An 18,613-nucleotide genomic window follows, 5' to 3' on the forward strand; every position below is an offset into this window, starting at 1 on the left:
GTCACCGGACGGGTGTCAGGACTCCGGGCTGTTCGAGGAGGACGGTCGTGGGGTGCCGCGGGGTGGGGAAGCCGGCCGGTCCGTACCCGATCCGCAGCAGCATCTGCGGGGCGCCGCGCTCGGGCCCGGGGCCGGCCATCCGGCTCCGCAGGTCGGGCCACTCCAGGGCCTGGTGCAGGACGGAGGCGCGCAGGCCGTGCAGGGTGAGGAGCAGGAGGACGTGCTGCACGGCCTGGCCGGCCCGCAGCCAGTCCGCCCGTCGGTCGTGGCGGGTGGTGAGCAGGAGCAGCTGCGGTTCGGCTTCGAAGGCCGCCCGCTCCGCGGCCACTCCGCCCGTGGGGTCTGCGAAGGCGCGCACCGGCAGTCGACCGGCGCCGTCCCGCGGGCCGAGGGCGTAGCCGGGCAGGCCCGTGGCCGCGCCGGGGGCGGCGAGGCAGGCGAGGTTCTCGGCCCGTCGGTGCGGGTCGGCGGCCGAGCGCTGTTCGGCTTCGGCGGTGAGGTCGAGCAGCCTGTCGCGCTCGTCCGCGCCCGGGCGGCGGAGCTGGGCGCCGTCGGTTCGGGCGGCCTCGGCGAGTTCGGCGAGGACGGGGCCGGGTACCGGGTCGGGGAGGAACGGCAGCCGACTGCTGCGGCGGCGCCAGATGGCCTGGTTCAGGTCGGGCCGGCGCAGCAGGGCGGCGCGCGGGGCGCCCGCGAGGCGGACGGTGGCCAGCGGACCGGGACCGCCGGGCCCGGGCAGCAGCCGCACGACGGGTTCCCAGCCCAGGTGGACGGCCGCCGCGGCGAGGTTGCACAGCGCGGCGCCGATCGAGAGGTGGACCGCGCGGGCGTCCGGGTCGGAGTGCGGTAGGGCGTTCCGGTCCTCCGCGTGCACCTCGAAGGTGCGCTGGGTCGGGTCGAGGCGGAAGCGCCAGGGCTGGGTGTTGTGGATGGACGGGGCGGCGGCGGCCGCGGCGACGAGGGCGTGCGCGGTGCCGTCGTCGAGGGGCTGTCCCGGCATGGCGGGCTCCTTCCGGTGGGCTGGTCGGCGGTCGAGGGTGGCGGCGCGCCGGCCGGTGCCGGGACGCTCCGGTGGATGTCAGTGGGCGGTGCGGCCGGTCCAGAGCGGTTCGAGCCGGGTCCAGGAGTGCTGCCAGAGCCGGTCGGCCCGGCGGTCGAGAGCGCGCAGACGGATGCCGAGGAGCGCGCCGGTCAGGGCGGCGAGGGCGGCGAGGACGAACAGCCCGAGGAACGCGCCGTGGGCAGTGACGTCGACCGCACCGGGCGGGGCGGCGGCGGGGCGGCCGTCGTCGTTCACCCAGATCCGGGTGACGGTGCCGGTGGACGTCGGCCGGTCGACGTCCACCGTGTCGCTGACGCGCTGACCGGAGGGCGCGGTCCACTCGGCGAAGGCCTGGTACCGGGCCCGCGTGATGCCGTCGGGCAGACCGGCCACCTGGTACGCGGGCGCCAGCAGCACGGCGTCCAGCCGGTGGCGGTGCGCCGCCGCCAGCGCGGCCCCGCGCTGCCCGGCCGCGAGGTCGGTGAGCGCGACGCCGGTGCCCGCGAGGGCGGCCACCACCAGGGCGAGCGCGGCCAGGAGCAGTGCGCGACTCCGGGCCCGGTCCAGCGGGCGGCACAGCGGGTTGCGCGCGGAGCCGCAGGCGCTGCGCAGATGGTGGCGCAGCGACCGTGCGCGCTTGACGGGCCGTACGAGTCCGGAAGTGCTGGGCATGTCCGTCAACTCCTTCGTGGGGGACCGGGTCCCGGGGACGGCCGCCGCCCGGTGGGTGGCCGGACGCCACTCTCGAGGCCGGACGTGACGGTGGCCCAGGGACCGACGGGACCCGAGGCGGGGCCACTGGTCCCGAGGGGTCGCGAGGCGCGGTGGCGAGCGCGGGGCGCACACGTCGAGCACCGGGAGCACGAAGTCGTTCGGCGCGCCCTGCCGGGACTCTCGGGACGTCCACACCGGGACGTGCGGCAACCACGGGAGGGACCGTTGACCCCTGCTGCGTGAGGCCCCCGCCCTTCGAGGATCAACCTCAGCGAACGCGGAAACCGCAGTCGCTCCCGGCCTTTGGCCCGTCACGAAGGAGCACCTTCATGTCCACAGCCGAGCACAGAAGAGCGCCGGCCGACCGGCCGCCGCGGCAGAGCGGATCCTTCGGACTGCCGGCCGCGACGGCGCTCGTCGTCGGCAGCATCATCGGCACCGGGGTGTTCGCCCTGCCGTCCGCCCTGGCTCCCTACGGACCGGTCGCACTGGTGGCGTTCGCGCTGGTGACCGTCGGCGCGCTGGCGCTCGCGGCCACGTTCGGGCGCCTGGCCGAGCGGACGCCCGGCAGCGGCGGCCCGTACGTCTACGCCCGGGAGGCGTTCGGCGAGTTCGCGGGCTTTCTGACCGCCTGGTCGTACTGGATCACCGCCTGGGCGGGCAACGCGGCCATCGCGGTGGCCTGGGTCGGCTACGTCGAGGTGTTCGTGAACAAGGGTCACCACACCTGGGGGTCCGTGGCGATCGCCCTGGCCGGCCTGTGGCTGCCCGCCGCCGTCAACCTCGCCGGCGTGCGCAGCATCGGGGCCTTCCAGGTGGTCACCACCGTCCTGAAGTTCCTGCCGCTGGCGTTCATGGCGACGGCCGGTCTGCTGTTCATCAGCTCCGGCAACTTCGGCGCCTTCAACTCCTCGGGCACCTCGGCGCTCGGGGCGGTCTCGGCGGCCGGGGCGATCGCCCTGTTCAGCTACATCGGGCTGGAGACCGCCTCGGTGGCGGCCGGCCGGGTCCGGGACCCGCGGCGCAACGTGCCGCGCGCGACGGTCTACGGCACGCTCGCCTGCGCCGGCATCTACCTGCTGGGCACCCTCGCGGTGTTCGGGACCGTTCCGCACGACCGGCTCGTCGGCTCGACCGCGCCGTTCACCGACGCCGTGAACAACATCGCCGGCGGCACCTGGGCCGGGAACCTGGTCGCGGCCGCGGCGATCATCTCCGGGCTCGGCGCCCTCAACGGCTGGACGCTGATCTGCGCCGAGATGCCGATGGCGGCGGCCCGGGACGGGCTCTTCCCGGCCGCCTTCACCAGGACCCGGCGCGAGGTGCCCGTCTTCGGCATCGTCTCCGCGACGGTCCTCGCCTCGGTGCTCACCGTCGTCAGCTACACCCGGTTCACACAGGTCTTCACGGAGATCGTGCTGCTCAGCGTGCTCACCGCCGTCATCCCGTACCTGGTGTCGGCCGCCGCCCAGCTGTACTGGCTGGTCCGCCAGGGCCGCGCCGAGCTCGACCGCCGCAGGTTCGCCCGGGACGTCACCGTCGCGCTGCTCGCCCTGGCCTTCTCGTACTGGTCCATCCAGGGCAGCGGCTACCAGACCGTCTACTACGGCCTGTTCACCGTCCTGCTCGGCATCCCCGGCTACATCTGGCTCAAGCGGCCGCACACCGCCCCGAGCGGCGCGGACCGGGCCACCACCCCCCGGCCGACCGGCCTGGCCGCCGCCCTGCGCCGCACACTCTCCCCGCGCCACCTGCACTGAGCACGGACGCGCCGCCCGCACCGAGCACGAACGTGCCACCCGCACCGAGTACGAAGGAGTACCGCCCATGTCCGTCCTGCGAGTCGATTCCGAGACCGGCCGCCTGCACCAGGTGATCCTGCACCGCCCCGGCCTGGAGTTGTCCCGGCTGACTCCGCGCAACGTTGACGAGCTGCTGTTCGACGACATCCTGTGGGCCAAGCGCGCCCGCGAGGAGCACGACGCCTTCGCCCAGGTGCTGCGTGACCACGGCGTCCGCGTCCACCACTACGCCGACCTGCTCGGCGAGACCCTCGAACTGCCACCGGCCCGGGCATGGCTGCTGGGGCAGGTGGTCACCCCGGCGACCGTGGGCCCGGCCCTGGTCGACCCGGTCCGGGAGCTGTGCGAGGAACTCGACGGCCGGACGCTGGCCGAGTACCTGATCGGCGGTGTACTCAAGGACGACCTGCCGCTGCGCAACCCGCACAGCCTGCGCTGGCACACCCTCGGCGAGCAGGACTTCGCCCTCCCGCCGCTGCCCAACCACCTCTTCCCGCGCGACAACTCCTGCTGGATCGGCGCCCGCTACAGCCTCAACCCGATGGCCCGCCCGGCCCGGCGCCGGGAGACCCTGCACACCGCCGCGGTCTACCGCTTCCACCCGCTGTTCGCCGAGACCGCCCCTCCGCTGTTCGACGGCACCGCCCCCGAGACGGGCACCACCATCGAGGGCGGCGACGTCCACGTGGTCGGCGAGGGCGTGGTCATGGTCGGCATGGGCGAGCGGACCACGCCGCAGGCCGTCGAGCAGCTCACCCAGAAGCTGTTCCAGTACGGCGCCGCGCGGCGGGTGATCGCCGTGCGCCTGCCCGCGAGCCGGGCCTTCATGCACCTCGACACCGTCCTGACGATGATCGACCGGGACACCTTCGCCCGCTACCCCGGCCTGGCCGAGCCGCTGCGGTCGTGGACCCTGGTGCCCGCCCCCGACCGGCCCACCGGCTTCGACGTCCGCCCCGACGCCGACCTCGCCCGCTCCCTCGCCGAGGGCCTCGGCCTGGAGCGGGTCCGGTTCCTCTCCGCCGACCAGGACGTCCGCTCCGCCGAGCGCGAGCAGTGGGACGACGGCAGCAACTTCCTCGCCCTGGAGCCCGGCGTCGTCGTCGGCTACGAGCGCAACACCACCACCAACACGTACCTGCGCAAGCAGGGCGTCGAGATCGTCACCATCGCCGGCTCCGAGCTCGGCCGCGGCCGGGGCGGCCCGCGCTGCATGAGCTGCCCGATCCAGCGCGACGCCGTCCGCTGACCCCGTCCGCGAAGCAACCCACCCGAGGAGCAACAGCCATGAGCATCGACCTGCGCGGCCGGCACTACCTCAGCGAACTGCACTTCACCGCCGCCGAGATCCACCACCTCCTCGACCTCGCCGCCGAGCTGAAGGCCGCCCGGCGGGCGGGCACCGAGACGCCCCGGCTGACCGGCCGCAGGATCGCCCTGATCTTCGAGAAGAACTCCACCCGGACCCGCTGCGCCTTCGAGGTCGCCGCCGCCGACCAGGGCGCCATGACCACCTACCTCGGCCCGGACGGCTCGCACATCGGCCACAAGGAGAGCATCGCCGACACCGCCCGCGTCCTCGGCCGGATGTACGACGCCATCGAGTACAGGGGCTTCGAGCAGAACGCCGTCACCGAACTCGCCAACCACGCCGGCGTGCCCGTGTACAACGGCCTGACCGACGCCTGCCACCCCACCCAGAGCCTGTGCGACGTCTTCACCATGCGCGAGCACAGCCGCCGTCCGCTCACCGACATCTCCTTCTGCTACCTGGGCGACGCCCGCAACAACACCGCCAACTCCCTGCTCACCATGGGGAGTCTGCTGGGCATGGACGTGCGGATCGCCGCACCGCGCGCGCTCTGGCCGGAGCCGCGGGTGGTCGCCGCGAGCCGACAGCTCGCGCTGGGCAGCGGTGCCCGGATCACTCTCGTCGAGGACGTCGAGGAGGCCGTGCGCGGCGCCGACTACCTCTACACCGACGTATGGGTCTCGATGGGGGAGGAGCCGGCGAAGTGGCGGGAGCGGATCGAACTGCTCCTGCCCTACCAGGTGAACGCCAAGACCCTCGCGGCCACCGGAAATCCGGACACCGCCTTCCTGCACTGCCTGCCCGCCCTGCACGACCGCCGCACCGACCTGGGCGCGGAACTCGTCGAGGAACACGGGCTCGACGGCCTCGAAGTCACCGACGAGGTCTTCGAATCGCCGGCCTCGCTGGTCTTCGACCAGGCCGAGAACCGGATGCACACCATCAAGGCGATCCTGGTCGCCACCCTCGGAAGGGACTGATCATGCGCATCGTCGCCGCACTCGGCGGGAACGCCCTGCTCCGCAGGGGCGAACACCCCGACGCCGACGTCCAGTTGCACCACGTCCGCGAGGCCGCCAGGTCGCTCGCCGAACTCGTCGAGGCCGGGCACGAGGTGGTCGTCACCCACGGCAACGGCCCGCAGATCGGCCTGCTCGCCGTCGAGAGCGAGACCGACCCGGCCCTCACCGCGCCCTACCCGCTGGACGTCCTCGGCGCCCAGACCCAGGGCATGATCGGCACCCTGCTCGCCCGGGAACTCATCGCCCGCCTGCCGAGCAGGGCGGTGGCCGCAGTCGTCACCCACACCGAAGTCGACCCGCACGACCCGGCGTTCACCCACCCCGCCAAGTTCATCGGGCAGCCGCTCACCGACCGCCAGGCCGTCCGGCTCTCCCGCGAACTCGGCTGGTCCACCGCACAGGACGGGCCGGTGCGCCGCCGCGTCGTCCCCTCGCCCGAGCCGAGGGCGGTGCTCGAAGCACCGGTCGTCCGCCAACTCCTGGGCGGCCGGACGGTGGTGATCTGCGCGGGCGGCGGCGGGGTGCCGGTCGTCCGCGACCGCGTCACCGGCCTGGTGACCGGCGTCGAGGCGGTCGTCGACAAGGACCGCACGGCCGCGCTGCTGGCCGAACAGCTCGACGCGGACGCGCTGTTGATCCTCACCGACGTCACCCACGTGTTCACCGCCTTCGGCACCTCCCGCCCCCGCCCGCTGCTCACCGCCACCCCGGCGCAGCTGCGCGCGCTGGACCTGCCCGAGGGCTCGATGCGGCCCAAGGTCGAGGCCGCGGCCTCCTTCGTCGAACGGACCGGCGGCCTCGCGGCGATCGGCCCGCTCGACAACGCCCTCGGCATCCTCCTCGGCACCACCGGCACCACCGTGGCGGCGGTCGTACCCGCCGCCGCGGCGCCCGGCCGGACCTCCTGAAAGGTCGGGGGTATCCGCGGAGGTATCAGATGAACCCGCTGCAGACCGCCCCCGCCGTCGACGTCGAGGTGACGACGCGCGGGCCGAGCTGGCGGCCGTGCTCGGACGGAATCACCCCTGCGGAGGAGTGAGCGGGAGCCCCGCCGGGACGGGCGGCCCCCGCTCAGGGGCCGCTGGTCCCGGCCCGCCGGGCCCGCCCGGTACTGTCGCCGGCACGCTGGTCGCGCACAATGGGCGGTCGTGGAGGAAGGAGTCGGTCGTGGGTATCGAGAGCCGCCCGGTGACGCTGAGGGCGATCGCCGACCAGTTGGGGCTGGACGTCTCCACCGTCTCCCGGGTCCTGAACGGGAGCGACGGTGACGGACGGCGTGCCGCGTCCGGGCCGACGGCGCGTCGGGTCCGGGAACTCGCGGCGGAGTTGGGCTACCGCCGGAACCCCGCCGCCGTGAGCCTGCGCACCCGGCGAAGCAACCTGATCGGGGTGGTGTTCGCCCGGCTGTCCGAGATCGTGGTCGCGACCATCTACGAGGGCATCGAGGAGGAGGCCGCCCGGCACGGGCTCGCCGCCTTCGTCACCAACACCCAGGACGATCCGGCCCGCCAGCGCGAGCGGATCGCGATGGTCCTCGGCAGGCGGGTGGACGGCATCATCATCGGCGACGCGCACCTGGACGGCGCTGTCCTGTCGGACCCGGCGCTCCAGCGCACGCCCCACGTCCTGGTCAACCGCCGTACGGAGGGCGACCGCCCGGCCGTCACCTGCGACGACTACGAGGGCGGGCGCCTGGTGGCCGAGCACTTCCTGGGGCTGGGGCACACCAGGGTCGGCTGCGTCGCGGGCGAGCCCTTCGCCAGCACCGGCACCGACCGCACCGCCGGGTTCGTCGACCGGTACGCCGAGGCGGGTCTGCCGGTGCCGGCCGAGCTGGTGCGGCACTGCGCCTTCGACACCGCGGGCGGCCGTCGGGCGGCGACGGCTCTGCTGACCACCGCCCTCCGCCCCACCGCCCTGTTCGCCGTCAACGACCTGGCCGCCATCGGCGTCCTGGGCGCGGCCCGGGACCTGGGCCTGTGCCCGGGGCGGGACCTCGCGCTGGCGGGGTTCAACGACACCCCGGTCGCCGCGGAGCTGCCGGTCGCGCTCACCACGGTCCGGTCGCCGATGGCGGAGCAGGGCCGGGTCGCGGTGCGGGAACTGCTGCGCCGCATCGCGGGTGAGCCGGCCCGGTCCCGGCGGCTCGCGCCCGAGCTGGTGGAGCGGGCCTCCAGCGGCCGCCCCGTCGGCCCGTCACTTCTCTGATCCCGCCTGCTCCTGCCCTCTGGTGCCATGGCCGGGCCGTGCCTATCATCCAACCCAAACGATTGGGCCAAACGTTTGGGTTGGGGACATCGATGGCAGGAGCAGGGCCGAGCGGCGGGGGTGTCAGCGTGCACCGCGCCCACCGCTACGTACCGGTGGTGGTGTGGAAGTGGACCCTCGTCGCCCTGGTGGTGCTCTTCTGGGCGCTGACGGCCAAGGGCATCTGGTGGCAGGGCCTGGTCGTGGACGCGCTGGTGATCGGCGGCCTGCTGGGCGTCGGTCAACTCCCGCCGGGCTCGGGCCTGCAGGCCGTCGAGGTGCGCCCGGAGGGTCTGCGACTGCGGTTCGCGGACGTGCCGGAGCCGGTCGCGTTCGACTGGGCCGACATCCTCGATGTCGTCCATGTCGCCGGCAGCGTCGAGGAACGGCGGAGCGGCGCCGGTCGGGACCAGGTGACGGTCCATCACGCGGTGCTGGCCCTGCTGGTCCGCGAGCAGCCGGAGCCCCTGCTCCTGGTCCACGTGCGCCGCCCCCAGCAGTTGGCGGTCTCGATCGCGACCCACGTCGCCCGGACCCGCGCCCGGGGGACCGGCACGGGACGCCGCGACGCCGACAGTGCCTGACCGCGAGTACCAGGTCAACCGCCGCCTCGCCCAGGGGCTGCGACCCGCCCTTCGCAGCCCGAACCGACGACGCCCGCCCGTACGCCGGGCGTCGTCAGTCCTCCCCTTCCCGGACTCCCGGTGGCGAGCTGGTGCGCGAGCTGCCCGGTGATGGCTGACACCCGGGCCGGCGAACCCAGGTGCGGCACCCGGCGATGTCTCGTCGGGTGCCGCACCGAGGTGGTGCTCAGCCGTTGGCCTTGGCGCGGCGGGCGAGGATCGCGGCCCGGCGCTCGTCGAACCTGCCGGCCTGGGCGGCCAGGTCGGCGAGGTGTGCGCCCAGTTCCTGCTGGGCCTTGAGCCCGTCGGGGCCGAGCCCGCCGATGTCCATGATCTTGAGGTGGCGCAGGACCGGCTGGAGGACGTCGTCGTGGTGGACGCGCAGGTTGTAGACGCCGCCGAGGGCGATCTGTACGGCGGCGCGTTCGAAGCCGGGCATGCCGTGGCCGGGCATGCGGAAGTCGGTCACGACCTCGTTGACCGCCTGCATGGCCTGGTCGGGCGCGAGTTCGAGGGCGGCCTTGAGCAGGTTGCGGTAGAAGATCATGTGGAGGTTCTCGTCGTTGGCGACCTGGGCCAGCATCCGGTCGCACACGGGATCCCCGGACTCGTGGCCGGTGTTGCGGTGCGAGACGCGGGTGGCCAGTTCCTGGAACGCGACGTAGGCGACCGTGTGGAGTGGGGAGTGCCGGTTGTCGGAGACGAAGCCGCCGCTCATGTGGGTCATGCGCGCCCGCTCCAGCGCCACCGGGTCCACCGCGCGCGAGGCGACCAGGTAGTCGCGCAGCACCATGGAGTGCCGGGCCTCCTCGGCGGTCCACTGGTGCACCCAGGTGCCCCAGGCGCCGTCGCGGCCGAACAGCGTGGCGATCTCGTGGTGGTAGCTGGGCAGGTTGTCCTCGGTCAGCAGGTTCACCACCAGCGACACGCGGCCCACTTCGGTGAGCGGGGACTGCTCGGCCGACCAGGGGTCTCCGCCGAGCGGCCCGTCGAAGTCCCGCCCCCGGCTCCAGGGCACGTACTCGTGCGGCATCCACTCCTTGAAGACCCGCAGGTGGCGGTTGAGCTCCCGTTCGACCACCTCCTCCAGGTCGTGCAGCAAACGGGCATCGGTCAACAGGGGGCGGGCGGCGATGGTGCTCACGTGCTCCAGCTTCCGAACGGAGTGACAGAACCTACGCTTGCGTAGGTTACGAAAGCGTAGGTTTGCCCGGCCGGCCGCGTCTGGGGCCCTTCGACCCCATCTGCCCGGCCCGAAGTCCTTCGCGGGGACGAAGTCGGGGCCGTTCGGCCGTGTCGCGAGGCACGTGGCCGACTACAGGCGAGCGGGCGTCGCTCCGGCGGATCGCCCAGCAGCATGTTCCCCACCCTGCTCGGCGACCGCGACAGCGACCGCGACGGCGACCTCGGCGGCGAAGGCGAAGGTGGACGGTCTAGCTTCCTGGTGGCCGCCCGACTCCGGGCTCTGACCGTGCGAAGAAGCCGGGTGACACGGCCGGGCAGGGTCGTCCGGCCCTGGCCGCCGGCGTCGGGTCGCGGCAGACTGCAGGGGCGCCGCGACGGTCGGCTCGGAACCGAATGCGCGCGACCCGGCACGGTCTTCCCGCTCGGCGACGGTCGAGTGTGCCGGAGCGCCGATTTCCCGTCCCGTCCGACCGCCGCGGTGGAGGGCGTCGGACCGGGGTGGAACCGGTGACCGGCCGCCGCCTGGCAGGCGACCCCGGGCCGGCGGAATGGGCCGGGACGGCGCGTCAGGGCCGTGCCAGGGGCGCGGTCCAGCGCAGCCGGGTACCACCCTCCGTCGGCGCGTCTACGGCGAAGGAGCCGCCGAGCTGGTCCGCGCGTTCCTGGAGGTTGCGCAGCCCGCTGCGCCGACCGCCCGAGGGCACGCCGATCCCGTCGTCGGTCACGATGAGGACGGCCTCATCTCCGGTGGCCAGCAGGCGCACCTCGACGCGGGTGGCGCGGGCGTGCCGGGCAGCGTTGCTGAGCGCCTCCCCCAGCACCGCCATCACGTGGTCGGCCACCCCGGTCGGCACGTCGGTGTCCAGTAGGCCCTCCATGCTCAGCCGGGGGGTGAAGCCCAGTGCGGCCTGGGCCTCGGCAACGGCTCGGGCGGCCCGAGTGCGCAGGCCGTGGCCGCCGTCGTCCTCCCTGGCGCGCAGGCCGAAGATCGTCGACCGGATGATCTTTATGGTCTCGTCCAGGTCCTGCACGGCCCGCGTCACCCGGCTGCAGGCGCTCGGCTGCTCGATGATCCGCGCGGCGCTCTGCAGCGTCATGCCGGTCGCGAACAGCCGCTGGATGGCCAGGTCGTGCAGGTCGCGGGCGATCCGGTCGCGGTCCTCGAACAGGGTCAACTGCTCGGCGTCGCGGCGTCGTTCGGCCAGCTCCAGGGCGAGCGCCGCCTGGTCGGCGAAGCCGAGCAGCGCGCTGATCTCCTCGGCGTCGAACAGCGGGCGCCCGACTGCGCGGGCCAGCAGGAGCACGCCCTGCGCCTTCCCGGCAGCCGTGGCGAGCGGGACCGCCACGGCCGGCCCGAGCCCGTCGAACCGATTGGGCCCTGCGGGGTACCGCCGATCGTGCGCCAGGTCGGTGCTGGTGACCGGGGAGCCTGCCGTGAACGCGGCGCCCGACAGCGTGCCGTCCACCGGTACGGTCAGCCCGAGTCGCGCGCTAGTGTTCCCGCCGATGGCCAGCTCGACCACCAGCGTGTCACCCTCGTCGGCCGGGACGGTCAGGTCGGCCAGTTCCGCGCCGGTGATCTCGCCGGCCAGCGCGGCTATCAGCCCCAGCACCTCCTGGCGCGGCGCCCCGGACAGCAGGCCGCGGGTGATCTCCCCGCTCGCCCGCAGCCAGCGCTGCTGGCGCTGTGCCTCCTCGAAGAGGCGGGCGTTGTCGATGGCGACGCCGGCGGCGACGGCGAGGGTGGAGATGACGGCTTCGTCCTCCTCGTCGAACTCCTGGCCGTCCCGTTTGTCGGTGAGGTAGAGGTTGCCGAAGACCTCGTCGTGCACCCGGACCGGGACGCCCAGGAAGGTGCGCATCACCGGGTGGTGCGCGGGGCAGCCGGCCGAGGACGGGTGCGTGGAGAGGTCCGCGAGCCGCAGCGGTTCGGGGCGCCGGATCAGCTCGCCGAGCAGGCCCTCGCCGCTCGGGTACGGTCCGATCGCGGCGATTTCCTCGTCGGACAGGCCAATGGTGTGGAACTGCGACAGCGTGTGACCGTCCGGCCCGATAGCCCCGAGGGCCGCGTACCGGGCGTCGGACAGCAGCGCTGCGGCCTCCACGATCCGGCGCAGCACCTGGGTGAGGTCCAGCTCGCGGCCCACCGAGAGCACGGCTTCCAGCAGGCCGTGCACGCGGTCGCGGGTGCCGCGCACGTCGTCGATCCGGGCCTGCAACTCCGCCAGGAGATCGTCCAGACGCAGTTTCGGCAGCCTCGCGGGCCTGTCATCCCCGGCCACGCCGTCCTCCTTGATGTGCAACTCGATCGGTCGGGGGGCGGCGCCGCCCGCCCTCCGGATCGTTCGCCGCCCGGGACCGCCGGGGCAAGAGGCTTACGGTCCCGCATCGGGGCTGTCCGGCCCTGGTCGTACCGGTGCTGCCCGTGCCCATCATGGGCGGATGGGAGCAACCACCGTGCCGGCCGTGCCCGATGTCCTGCCAGTTGTGGGAGAACGACACGACCGCTGATGTCGTGGTCGGGACGGAGACGGTCGCGGCGAGTGCGGCAACACGAGGCATGACGGTTCGACTCCTGTGCTCCGGCACCGGACCGCAGACGCGCAGGCGGAGATGACCGCAGGCCGCTCCAGCGCGGCGAGCGCCGAGCGGGTCGGCCGGTCGTGGCCGGTCGTCCAGTCTCGGGGCCGCGCCGCCAGCCCCCGGCGTCAGGGCCGGTTGCCTCACGCACCGCTTCCGGACGCCCCGGCGCGGGAAGCTGGCTCGGAGGCTGGATGATCACCCTATGGTGTGCCGATGTAACTGCTTGAAGTCGCCGGGTGTCGTGGTCATGACCTCCTGCCGGTTCAGGGGCGGAGCATTCCGCGCCGCCCCGCCACCCAGCGGTGGGTTGACGGATCGCGCGCAGCGGTCCGGCTGCGGGTGGGTGTGGCACTGAGGTGGTCGTGGTGTCGAGGATCGGCCTCGGGTCGACCGACCTGACGCTGGGCGGCTGAAGCGGCGGAAGCGGTGCACGCCCTCCCCGGAGTCGGCGCCCGGGCCGCAGGGTGGACACCGTCCGGAGGCTCGACGCTTCCTGCGGACGGTATCGAGCGGCATCGGCGTGCGGCGCGCTGGATCGTGGCGGGGCTCTTCTGGTCCCCGCGCACCTTCTGCTCCCGATGACGCCTTGGAGGCGAGGAGTTGGACTCGTCGGTGAAGCGCCGGCACACCGCGCCGCGGCCGTCGCGCAGCGACTGGAAACGAGCCGATCGCTGAATCGGAGCTCTCCTGCCGACGCCATTGCCGGGAGTGCCGGGATTGCCAGGAGGGGCGACGGCGTGGCATCCGCCGCACGTGATCTGGCTGATCGACGGTCCGCTGGGGCGGGGCCGCTCGGCTGGCGGCTCCGGGCCGGGGCGGGACGATGGAGTGAACCGGCGCCGTCGGCCGCGGGTGGGCGTGCGTCGGCGGGAGGAGGTGGCCGGATGGAGGCCGGGCACGCGGTGCCGTCTGGAGCGGTCTCGTCGGGCCGGGATCCCGCGATGGAGCCGGGTGGACTGTTGGACGTCCTGGGCGTCGCCGCGGTGGTGCTGGACGCGCAGGGGCGGATCGTGCTGTGGAGCCCGCAGGCCGAGGACCTGTTCGGCTACCGCGCGAGCGAGGCCCTCGGCCGCCCTGCCGCCCAGGTGCTGGTCGACGATCAGCACCTGGAGCTGGTGCTGTCGCTGTTCGCGAAGGTGATGTCCGGGGGCGGGGCGTGGGCCGGGGTCTTCCCGGTGCGGCACAGGGACGGGTCCACGCTGCTGGCCGAGTTCCGCAACATGCGCCTGGAGGACGAGAGCGGCCAGTACTACGCGCTCGGCCTGGCCTCGGACCAGGCCACGCTTCGGCGCCTCGAACGGGACCTCGCCCTGTCGCTGCGCCTGGTGGAGCAGTCCCCGATCGGACTGGCGGTGATGGACACCGACCTGCGCTACGTCCTGGTCAACCCGGAGCTGGAGCGCCTCAACGGACTGCCCGCCGCCGAGTGCCTGGGCCGCACCGTCCGGGAGGCCCTGCCGTACCTGGACACCGAGGCGATCGAGGCGGCGATGCGGGAGGTACTGGCCACCGGCACCCCGGTGCTGAACCAGTTCACCACCGGACGCACCCACGCCGACCTCGAGACCGAGCACGCCTGGTCGGCGTCCTTCTACCGTCTGGAGGACCCCGCCCATCGTGTGATCGGCGTCGCCGTCTCGGTCGTCGACGTGACCGAGCAGCACCGGGCCGCCACCGCCGCGGCGGCGGCCCGGCGCCGCCTCACCGTGATCGCCGACGCCTCCGAACGCATCGGCACCACCCTCGACCTCGACACCACCGCCCGCGAACTCGCCGATGTGCTGGTCCCCGAATTCGCCGACATCGCCGCCGTCGACGTCCTCGAAGCCGTCCTCACCGACACCCCGTCCCACGACGCCAAGGGCAGCCCGGCCCTGTTCCGGGCCCTCGCGGTCAAGGCGGCCTACCCCACCCCCGCCATCGAGGCCGCCGACCCGGTCGGCCAGATCACCCGCTACGACGCCACCCGCCTGGTCACCCGCTGCGCCCGCACCGGCCGCCCGATCCTGCTGGCCCACGTCACCGACCCCGACCTGCCACGCATCGCCCGCGACGAAGAGGCTGTTGAACTGCTCAGGCAGGCCGAGATCCACTCCTACCTCGCCGTACCGTTGCGCGCCCGCGGCCAGGTCCTCGGCGCGCTCGACCTCAAGCGCGCCCGCAACGATCAGCCGTTCGATCACGACGACCTGGTACTGGCCGGCGAGCTAGCCGCCCGCGCGGCCGTCGCCATCGACAACGCCCGCTGGTACCAGCGTCAGCGCCACGCCGCGCTCGCCCTCCAGCGTCACCTGCTGCCCGGTCCGACCCCGCAGCCGCCCGGGCTGGAGGTCGCCTCCCGCTATCAGCCGGCCTCCAGCGTCGGCGAGGTCGGCGGCGACTGGTTCGATGTCATCCCGCTGGCCGCCGACCGGACCGCGCTGGTGGTCGGTGACGTCATGGGTAGCGGTATCAACGCGGCCGCCACCATGGGCCAACTCCGCACCGCGGCACGAACCCTGGCCGTCCTTGACCTGGATCCGGCCGCTGTGCTGACCCACCTCGACGGGATCACCGCCAGCCTCGGCGAGTCCATCGCCACCTGTGTCTACGCCGTTTACGACCCCCGCCGCCACCGCTGCCTCATTGCCACGGCCGGCCATCTGCCCCCGGTCCACACCCGCCCAGGCAGTCCGCCGGTCCTGCTCGACCTGCCCGCCGGGGCACCCCTGGGCGTCGGCGGCGTAGCCTTCCACGAGACCCCGCTCGACTTCGCGATCGGTGACGAGCTGGTCCTCTACACCGACGGGCTCGTGGAGACCCGCGACCACGACATCGACACCCGCCTCGCAGCCCTCACCGACCTCCTCGGCCGACCCCGCCGCTCCCCGGAGGAGACCTGCGACCTCCTCCTCGGCGCTCTGCACCACCTGAACGGCAACGACGACGTCGCACTCCTCGTCGCCCGCGCCCGGCCTCCGCACCGTGCGGGCGCAGTCACGCGTCCGTGAATCCTGCGGCAGCGCTGGATCCCGCGGTTGAGCGCCGAGGACCGAGAGGTGTTCGGCCACTGCCCGACGAACCCCGCCGTTCGGGAGGCGGACCGGTCCGTTCGGACGTGTACTGGGGGCTGGGGCCGTCGAGCGAATGGACGGTGCGGCTGTGCGAACCGCCACTGCCACAGTCATCCGGCCGAAGACGCTCTTCGACCTGAGCGGCCGGATTCAGCGCGCGCCTGCGGTCCGCCGAAGCCCACGGCGAGCTGATCCTGGTCGATCTCCCGCGTCTCTACTTCGGTGCCTAGGATGACCTCACGCGGAGGACCCCGAACATCCCAGCCGGGAGAGCCGACCCGTGGAACGCAACTGCTATGCGGACCTCCTGCGCGTGGGGGCGATCGGCACGGTCGTCCTCGGCCACTGGCTGGTGACGAACCCCACCTACCGCGACGGGCAGCTCTCGGGTCAGGACGCGTTGCAGTACGTCGTCTGGGGACGCTGGCTGACGCTGCTGTTCCAGGTGATGCCGGTCGTCTTCCTGGTCGGAGGCTTCGCCAACGCGGCCTCGTGGACCGAGCACCGCGGCCACGGGGAGGACTGGGTGAGCTGGGTGCGCCGACGTGCCCTCCGGCTGCTCTGGCCCGCCACGGTGTATCTGGCCGCAGCCTTCCTCGGGGTCACCGCGGCCCGGGCGAGCGGCGCAGGTACGAGTGAACTGGCGCAGATCGGTTGGTACATCGCCCTGCACCTGTGGTTCCTGCCGGTCTACCTGCTGCTGATCGCCCTCACTCCCGTGCTCCTCGCCGCGCATCACCGGTGGGGTCTCCGGCTGCCCCTTGTGATGGCGATCGCCGCCGGGGCCGTGGATCTCGCGGTACTCGGCCCGCGTCTGCCGGTGGTCGGCTTCGCCAACTACCTGCTGGTGTGGGGCTCCATGCACCAGTGGGGATTCGCCTGGTACGACGGTCAACTCACCAGCGGCCGACGCCCGTTCGTGATGGCCGCGGTCGGTGCGGCTCTCCTCGCGGGCCTGCTGGCCTGGGGCCCGTTCCCGATGGACATGGTCGGTACCGGCGGCCGCGCAGGCAACACCACGCCGCCGTCCATCGCCCTGCTCGCCTTCGCCGCGACCCAGTGCGGCCTCCTCCTGGCGGCGGAGCCCTCCGGGCAGCGTCTGCTCGCCACAGCGAAGCGGCAGGACCGGCTCGCCCGCCTCAACCGGGCGGTGATGACGGTCTACCTGTGGCACCCCGTCCCGGTGGTGATCGTCACGATCACGCTCTACCCGCCCGGGCTCGTGCCCCAGCCCGCTGTCGGCTCCTGGCAGTGGTGGGCGCTGCGTCCGCTCTGGCTCGCCGTCCTGGCCCTTCTGCTCGCCCCACTGACCCTGGCCGTGCAACGGGCGCAGCGACCGCTGCGCCGCCTTGCCGCCGACCCGGGAGACGGCGGGCGCAGGTCGGCCGTTCTGCTCGTCTGCGGTCTGGCCGTGGTCCTGCCCGCTCTCGCCCGACTGGCCGTCGGCGGCTTCGCCCCGGACGGGCGCTTGGCCTGGGCCGTCCTCGCGTTGTACGTCGGCGGGTTCCTGCTGATGCTGTTCTCCCGCCGCCGGCCCCCTCGGTCGGGTCGGCCTCGGGGCGTCGGCCCCAGCGTGCGCGGTCCGACACCGGTGCGAGGTGGGCGGTGAACCACTGCGCGGTCAGGTCCGCGACCTCTTCGCGTGCGACCGGCCCGGCTCGCTGGCGCTGTGCCATGAGCTCAACGGCGTCTGCAGGCGGCCCAGGGCGGGCCACGTCGTAGCCGCGGTCTTCTGCGCGTGTGACTGCGAGTGGGTCCGGACCCCGCCGGCGGCCGTCTCCCGCGGCGGGCGGCCCGACCTCGCAGGCCTGGGCACGGCTGCACTCCGAGAACCAGCTCGCCGTCGTCCCGGGCGCCGCCCACCTGTTCGACGACCCGGGAGGGTGGTGGCAGAAGAACTCCACGCCCGACGGTCTTCCGGCCCGGGGTCGCCGACAGCGAATATTGGTGAGACCGATCCCGACGGTCCCTGATCTCGCAAGGCGCCGGCCGCCTGCTGATGGTCGAGGTCGACCGCTCGACGACGGCCCCGGCCCTGGCCACCACCGAAGTCCTCGCCGCGAAAGATCGCCGCGGGGATTTTTCGTCCCCTCCACGGGAAAACCCCGATTGAGAGCCTTGCGGCGGCTCTGTGGCAGTAGGTGCACGACTCACGGAAGATCGACCGGAAGTCCTTTCCCCGCACGACGGACTGGGCCGGGGGAAAGACGGTCGGGAGGCGCGACACCGCACGAACCAGTAAGCACCTCGATGTCCTCGGGAGACGATCATGACCACGCACCGCCTCGCGCCGGTCGCCGCCTCCGCCCCAAAGGCCGCTGTCGTTGCCGCTCTGCTGCTCGCCGCCACTGGTGCGGCCACCAGCACCGCGTGGGCCGATGAGAAGCCCGTGGTTCCCTGTGCCAACGGCGCGGTGAAGCTGCCTGGGGAGACCGCGGTCGCCGGGGGTGCGGCGCACCACGGGTCGCCGACGATGACGGTCGGTGCGCGGCAGAAGGCCGTCGTGAACGGGGACTCGACCACCTACCAGGTGCGCATCACCGAGACCAACCACACCGGGGCCGCCTACCAGCACGTGACCGCCGTGCCGGTGCTGTTCACCCAGTTCGGCGTCATGAACACCGGCAACACCACGGTGTCCTGGGTGCGCGACGGCACCACGGTCGAACTCCCGACCCGGATGGGCTGTGACCCGTCCGTCTGGGTGGCCTCAGGCGCGCTGGACACGTCGCTGGCGGACGGCCAGACGGTCAACTTCGACCTGAAGATCACCACTTCGACCTCGGTGGCGGAGAAGGTCAAGACGCTCAGCGTGATGGCGTTCGGCGCCGCGGACGGCGACCGCAGCCTGACCGGCAACGACCTCAGCCTGCCCGGCGTGGTCCCGGCTGTCCAGCCCACCGCCAAGCCGGCTCTGACCCACCATCCCACCCCCTAGGCCATGTCTCTCCGATCATGAGCGGAGCCAGATGATGACGGCCGCGAAGGTTACGGTGCCCAGGAACACGTGCCCTCGCTTGTCATAGCGGG

Annotated in this window: 13 protein-coding genes; 9 read left to right on the plus strand and 4 right to left on the minus strand. The window is 73.2% G+C overall.

Features of this window, described 5'->3' with window-relative positions:
• Window position 1: 1 nt before the first annotated feature.
• Together ACWC9T_RS09360 and ACWC9T_RS09365 are read right to left on the minus strand one after the other, a co-directional pair.
• Window positions 2–1,000, minus strand: coding sequence for an Acg family FMN-binding oxidoreductase (locus ACWC9T_RS09360; protein ID WP_449820437.1), 999 nt, complete (start codon window positions 998–1,000; stop codon window positions 2–4).
• Window positions 1,001–1,078: 78 nt separating this feature from the next.
• Window positions 1,079–1,714 (minus strand): Rv1733c family protein, encoded by a 636-nt coding sequence (locus tag ACWC9T_RS09365; protein ID WP_449820438.1) that lies wholly within the window; start codon window positions 1,712–1,714, stop codon window positions 1,079–1,081.
• Window positions 1,715–2,085: 371 nt separating this feature from the next.
• Between ACWC9T_RS09365 and ACWC9T_RS09370 the strand changes: the two genes are divergently transcribed.
• The 6 genes from ACWC9T_RS09370 to ACWC9T_RS09395 all read left to right on the plus strand — a co-directional run bounded on the left by ACWC9T_RS09370 (window position 2,086) and on the right by ACWC9T_RS09395 (window position 8,723).
• A complete protein-coding gene (locus tag ACWC9T_RS09370; protein ID WP_449820439.1) occupies window positions 2,086–3,516 on the plus strand; it encodes an amino acid permease in 1,431 nt (476 codons plus the stop codon).
• Window positions 3,517–3,583: 67 nt separating this feature from the next.
• Window positions 3,584–4,807 (plus strand): arginine deiminase, encoded by a 1,224-nt coding sequence (locus ACWC9T_RS09375; protein WP_449820440.1) that lies wholly within the window; start codon window positions 3,584–3,586, stop codon window positions 4,805–4,807.
• A 38-nt stretch (window positions 4,808–4,845) separates the two neighbouring features.
• A complete protein-coding gene (gene argF, locus ACWC9T_RS09380) occupies window positions 4,846–5,850 on the plus strand; it encodes an ornithine carbamoyltransferase (RefSeq protein WP_449820441.1) in 1,005 nt (334 codons plus the stop codon).
• Window positions 5,851–5,852: 2 nt separating this feature from the next.
• On the plus strand, window positions 5,853–6,800 hold the full coding sequence (locus ACWC9T_RS09385) for a carbamate kinase (RefSeq protein ID WP_449820442.1): 948 nt from the start codon (window positions 5,853–5,855) through the stop codon (window positions 6,798–6,800).
• 259 nt (window positions 6,801–7,059) lie between these two features.
• Window positions 7,060–8,100: a LacI family DNA-binding transcriptional regulator gene (locus ACWC9T_RS09390; RefSeq protein WP_449820443.1), complete on the plus strand. Its 1,041-nt coding sequence runs from the start codon at window positions 7,060–7,062 to the stop codon at window positions 8,098–8,100.
• A 92-nt stretch (window positions 8,101–8,192) separates the two neighbouring features.
• Window positions 8,193–8,723, plus strand: coding sequence for a hypothetical protein (locus ACWC9T_RS09395; RefSeq protein WP_449820444.1), 531 nt, complete (start codon window positions 8,193–8,195; stop codon window positions 8,721–8,723).
• A 226-nt stretch (window positions 8,724–8,949) separates the two neighbouring features.
• Here the strand turns inward: ACWC9T_RS09395 and ACWC9T_RS09400 are convergent, their stop codons facing one another.
• A complete protein-coding gene (locus ACWC9T_RS09400; RefSeq protein ID WP_449820445.1) occupies window positions 8,950–9,906 on the minus strand; it encodes an acyl-ACP desaturase in 957 nt (318 codons plus the stop codon).
• A 607-nt stretch (window positions 9,907–10,513) separates the two neighbouring features.
• Window positions 10,514–12,229, minus strand: a complete 1,716-nt coding sequence (locus ACWC9T_RS09405; protein WP_449820446.1) for a GAF domain-containing protein — start codon at window positions 12,227–12,229, stop codon at window positions 10,514–10,516.
• A gap of 1,185 nt (window positions 12,230–13,414) precedes the next feature.
• Here ACWC9T_RS09405 and ACWC9T_RS09410 point away from each other — a divergent pair.
• The 3 genes from ACWC9T_RS09410 to ACWC9T_RS09420 all read left to right on the plus strand — a co-directional run bounded on the left by ACWC9T_RS09410 (window position 13,415) and on the right by ACWC9T_RS09420 (window position 18,521).
• Entirely contained in the window at window positions 13,415–15,520 is a 2,106-nt protein-coding gene (locus ACWC9T_RS09410; protein ID WP_449820447.1) for a SpoIIE family protein phosphatase, read from the plus strand.
• A gap of 343 nt (window positions 15,521–15,863) precedes the next feature.
• A complete protein-coding gene (locus ACWC9T_RS09415; protein ID WP_449820448.1) occupies window positions 15,864–17,192 on the plus strand; it encodes an acyltransferase family protein in 1,329 nt (442 codons plus the stop codon).
• A gap of 660 nt (window positions 17,193–17,852) precedes the next feature.
• Window positions 17,853–18,521, plus strand: coding sequence for a hypothetical protein (locus ACWC9T_RS09420; protein WP_449820449.1), 669 nt, complete (start codon window positions 17,853–17,855; stop codon window positions 18,519–18,521).
• The last annotated feature ends 92 nt before the right edge of the window (window positions 18,522–18,613 follow it).

The organism is Kitasatospora sp. NPDC001159 (genome assembly GCF_053598235.1).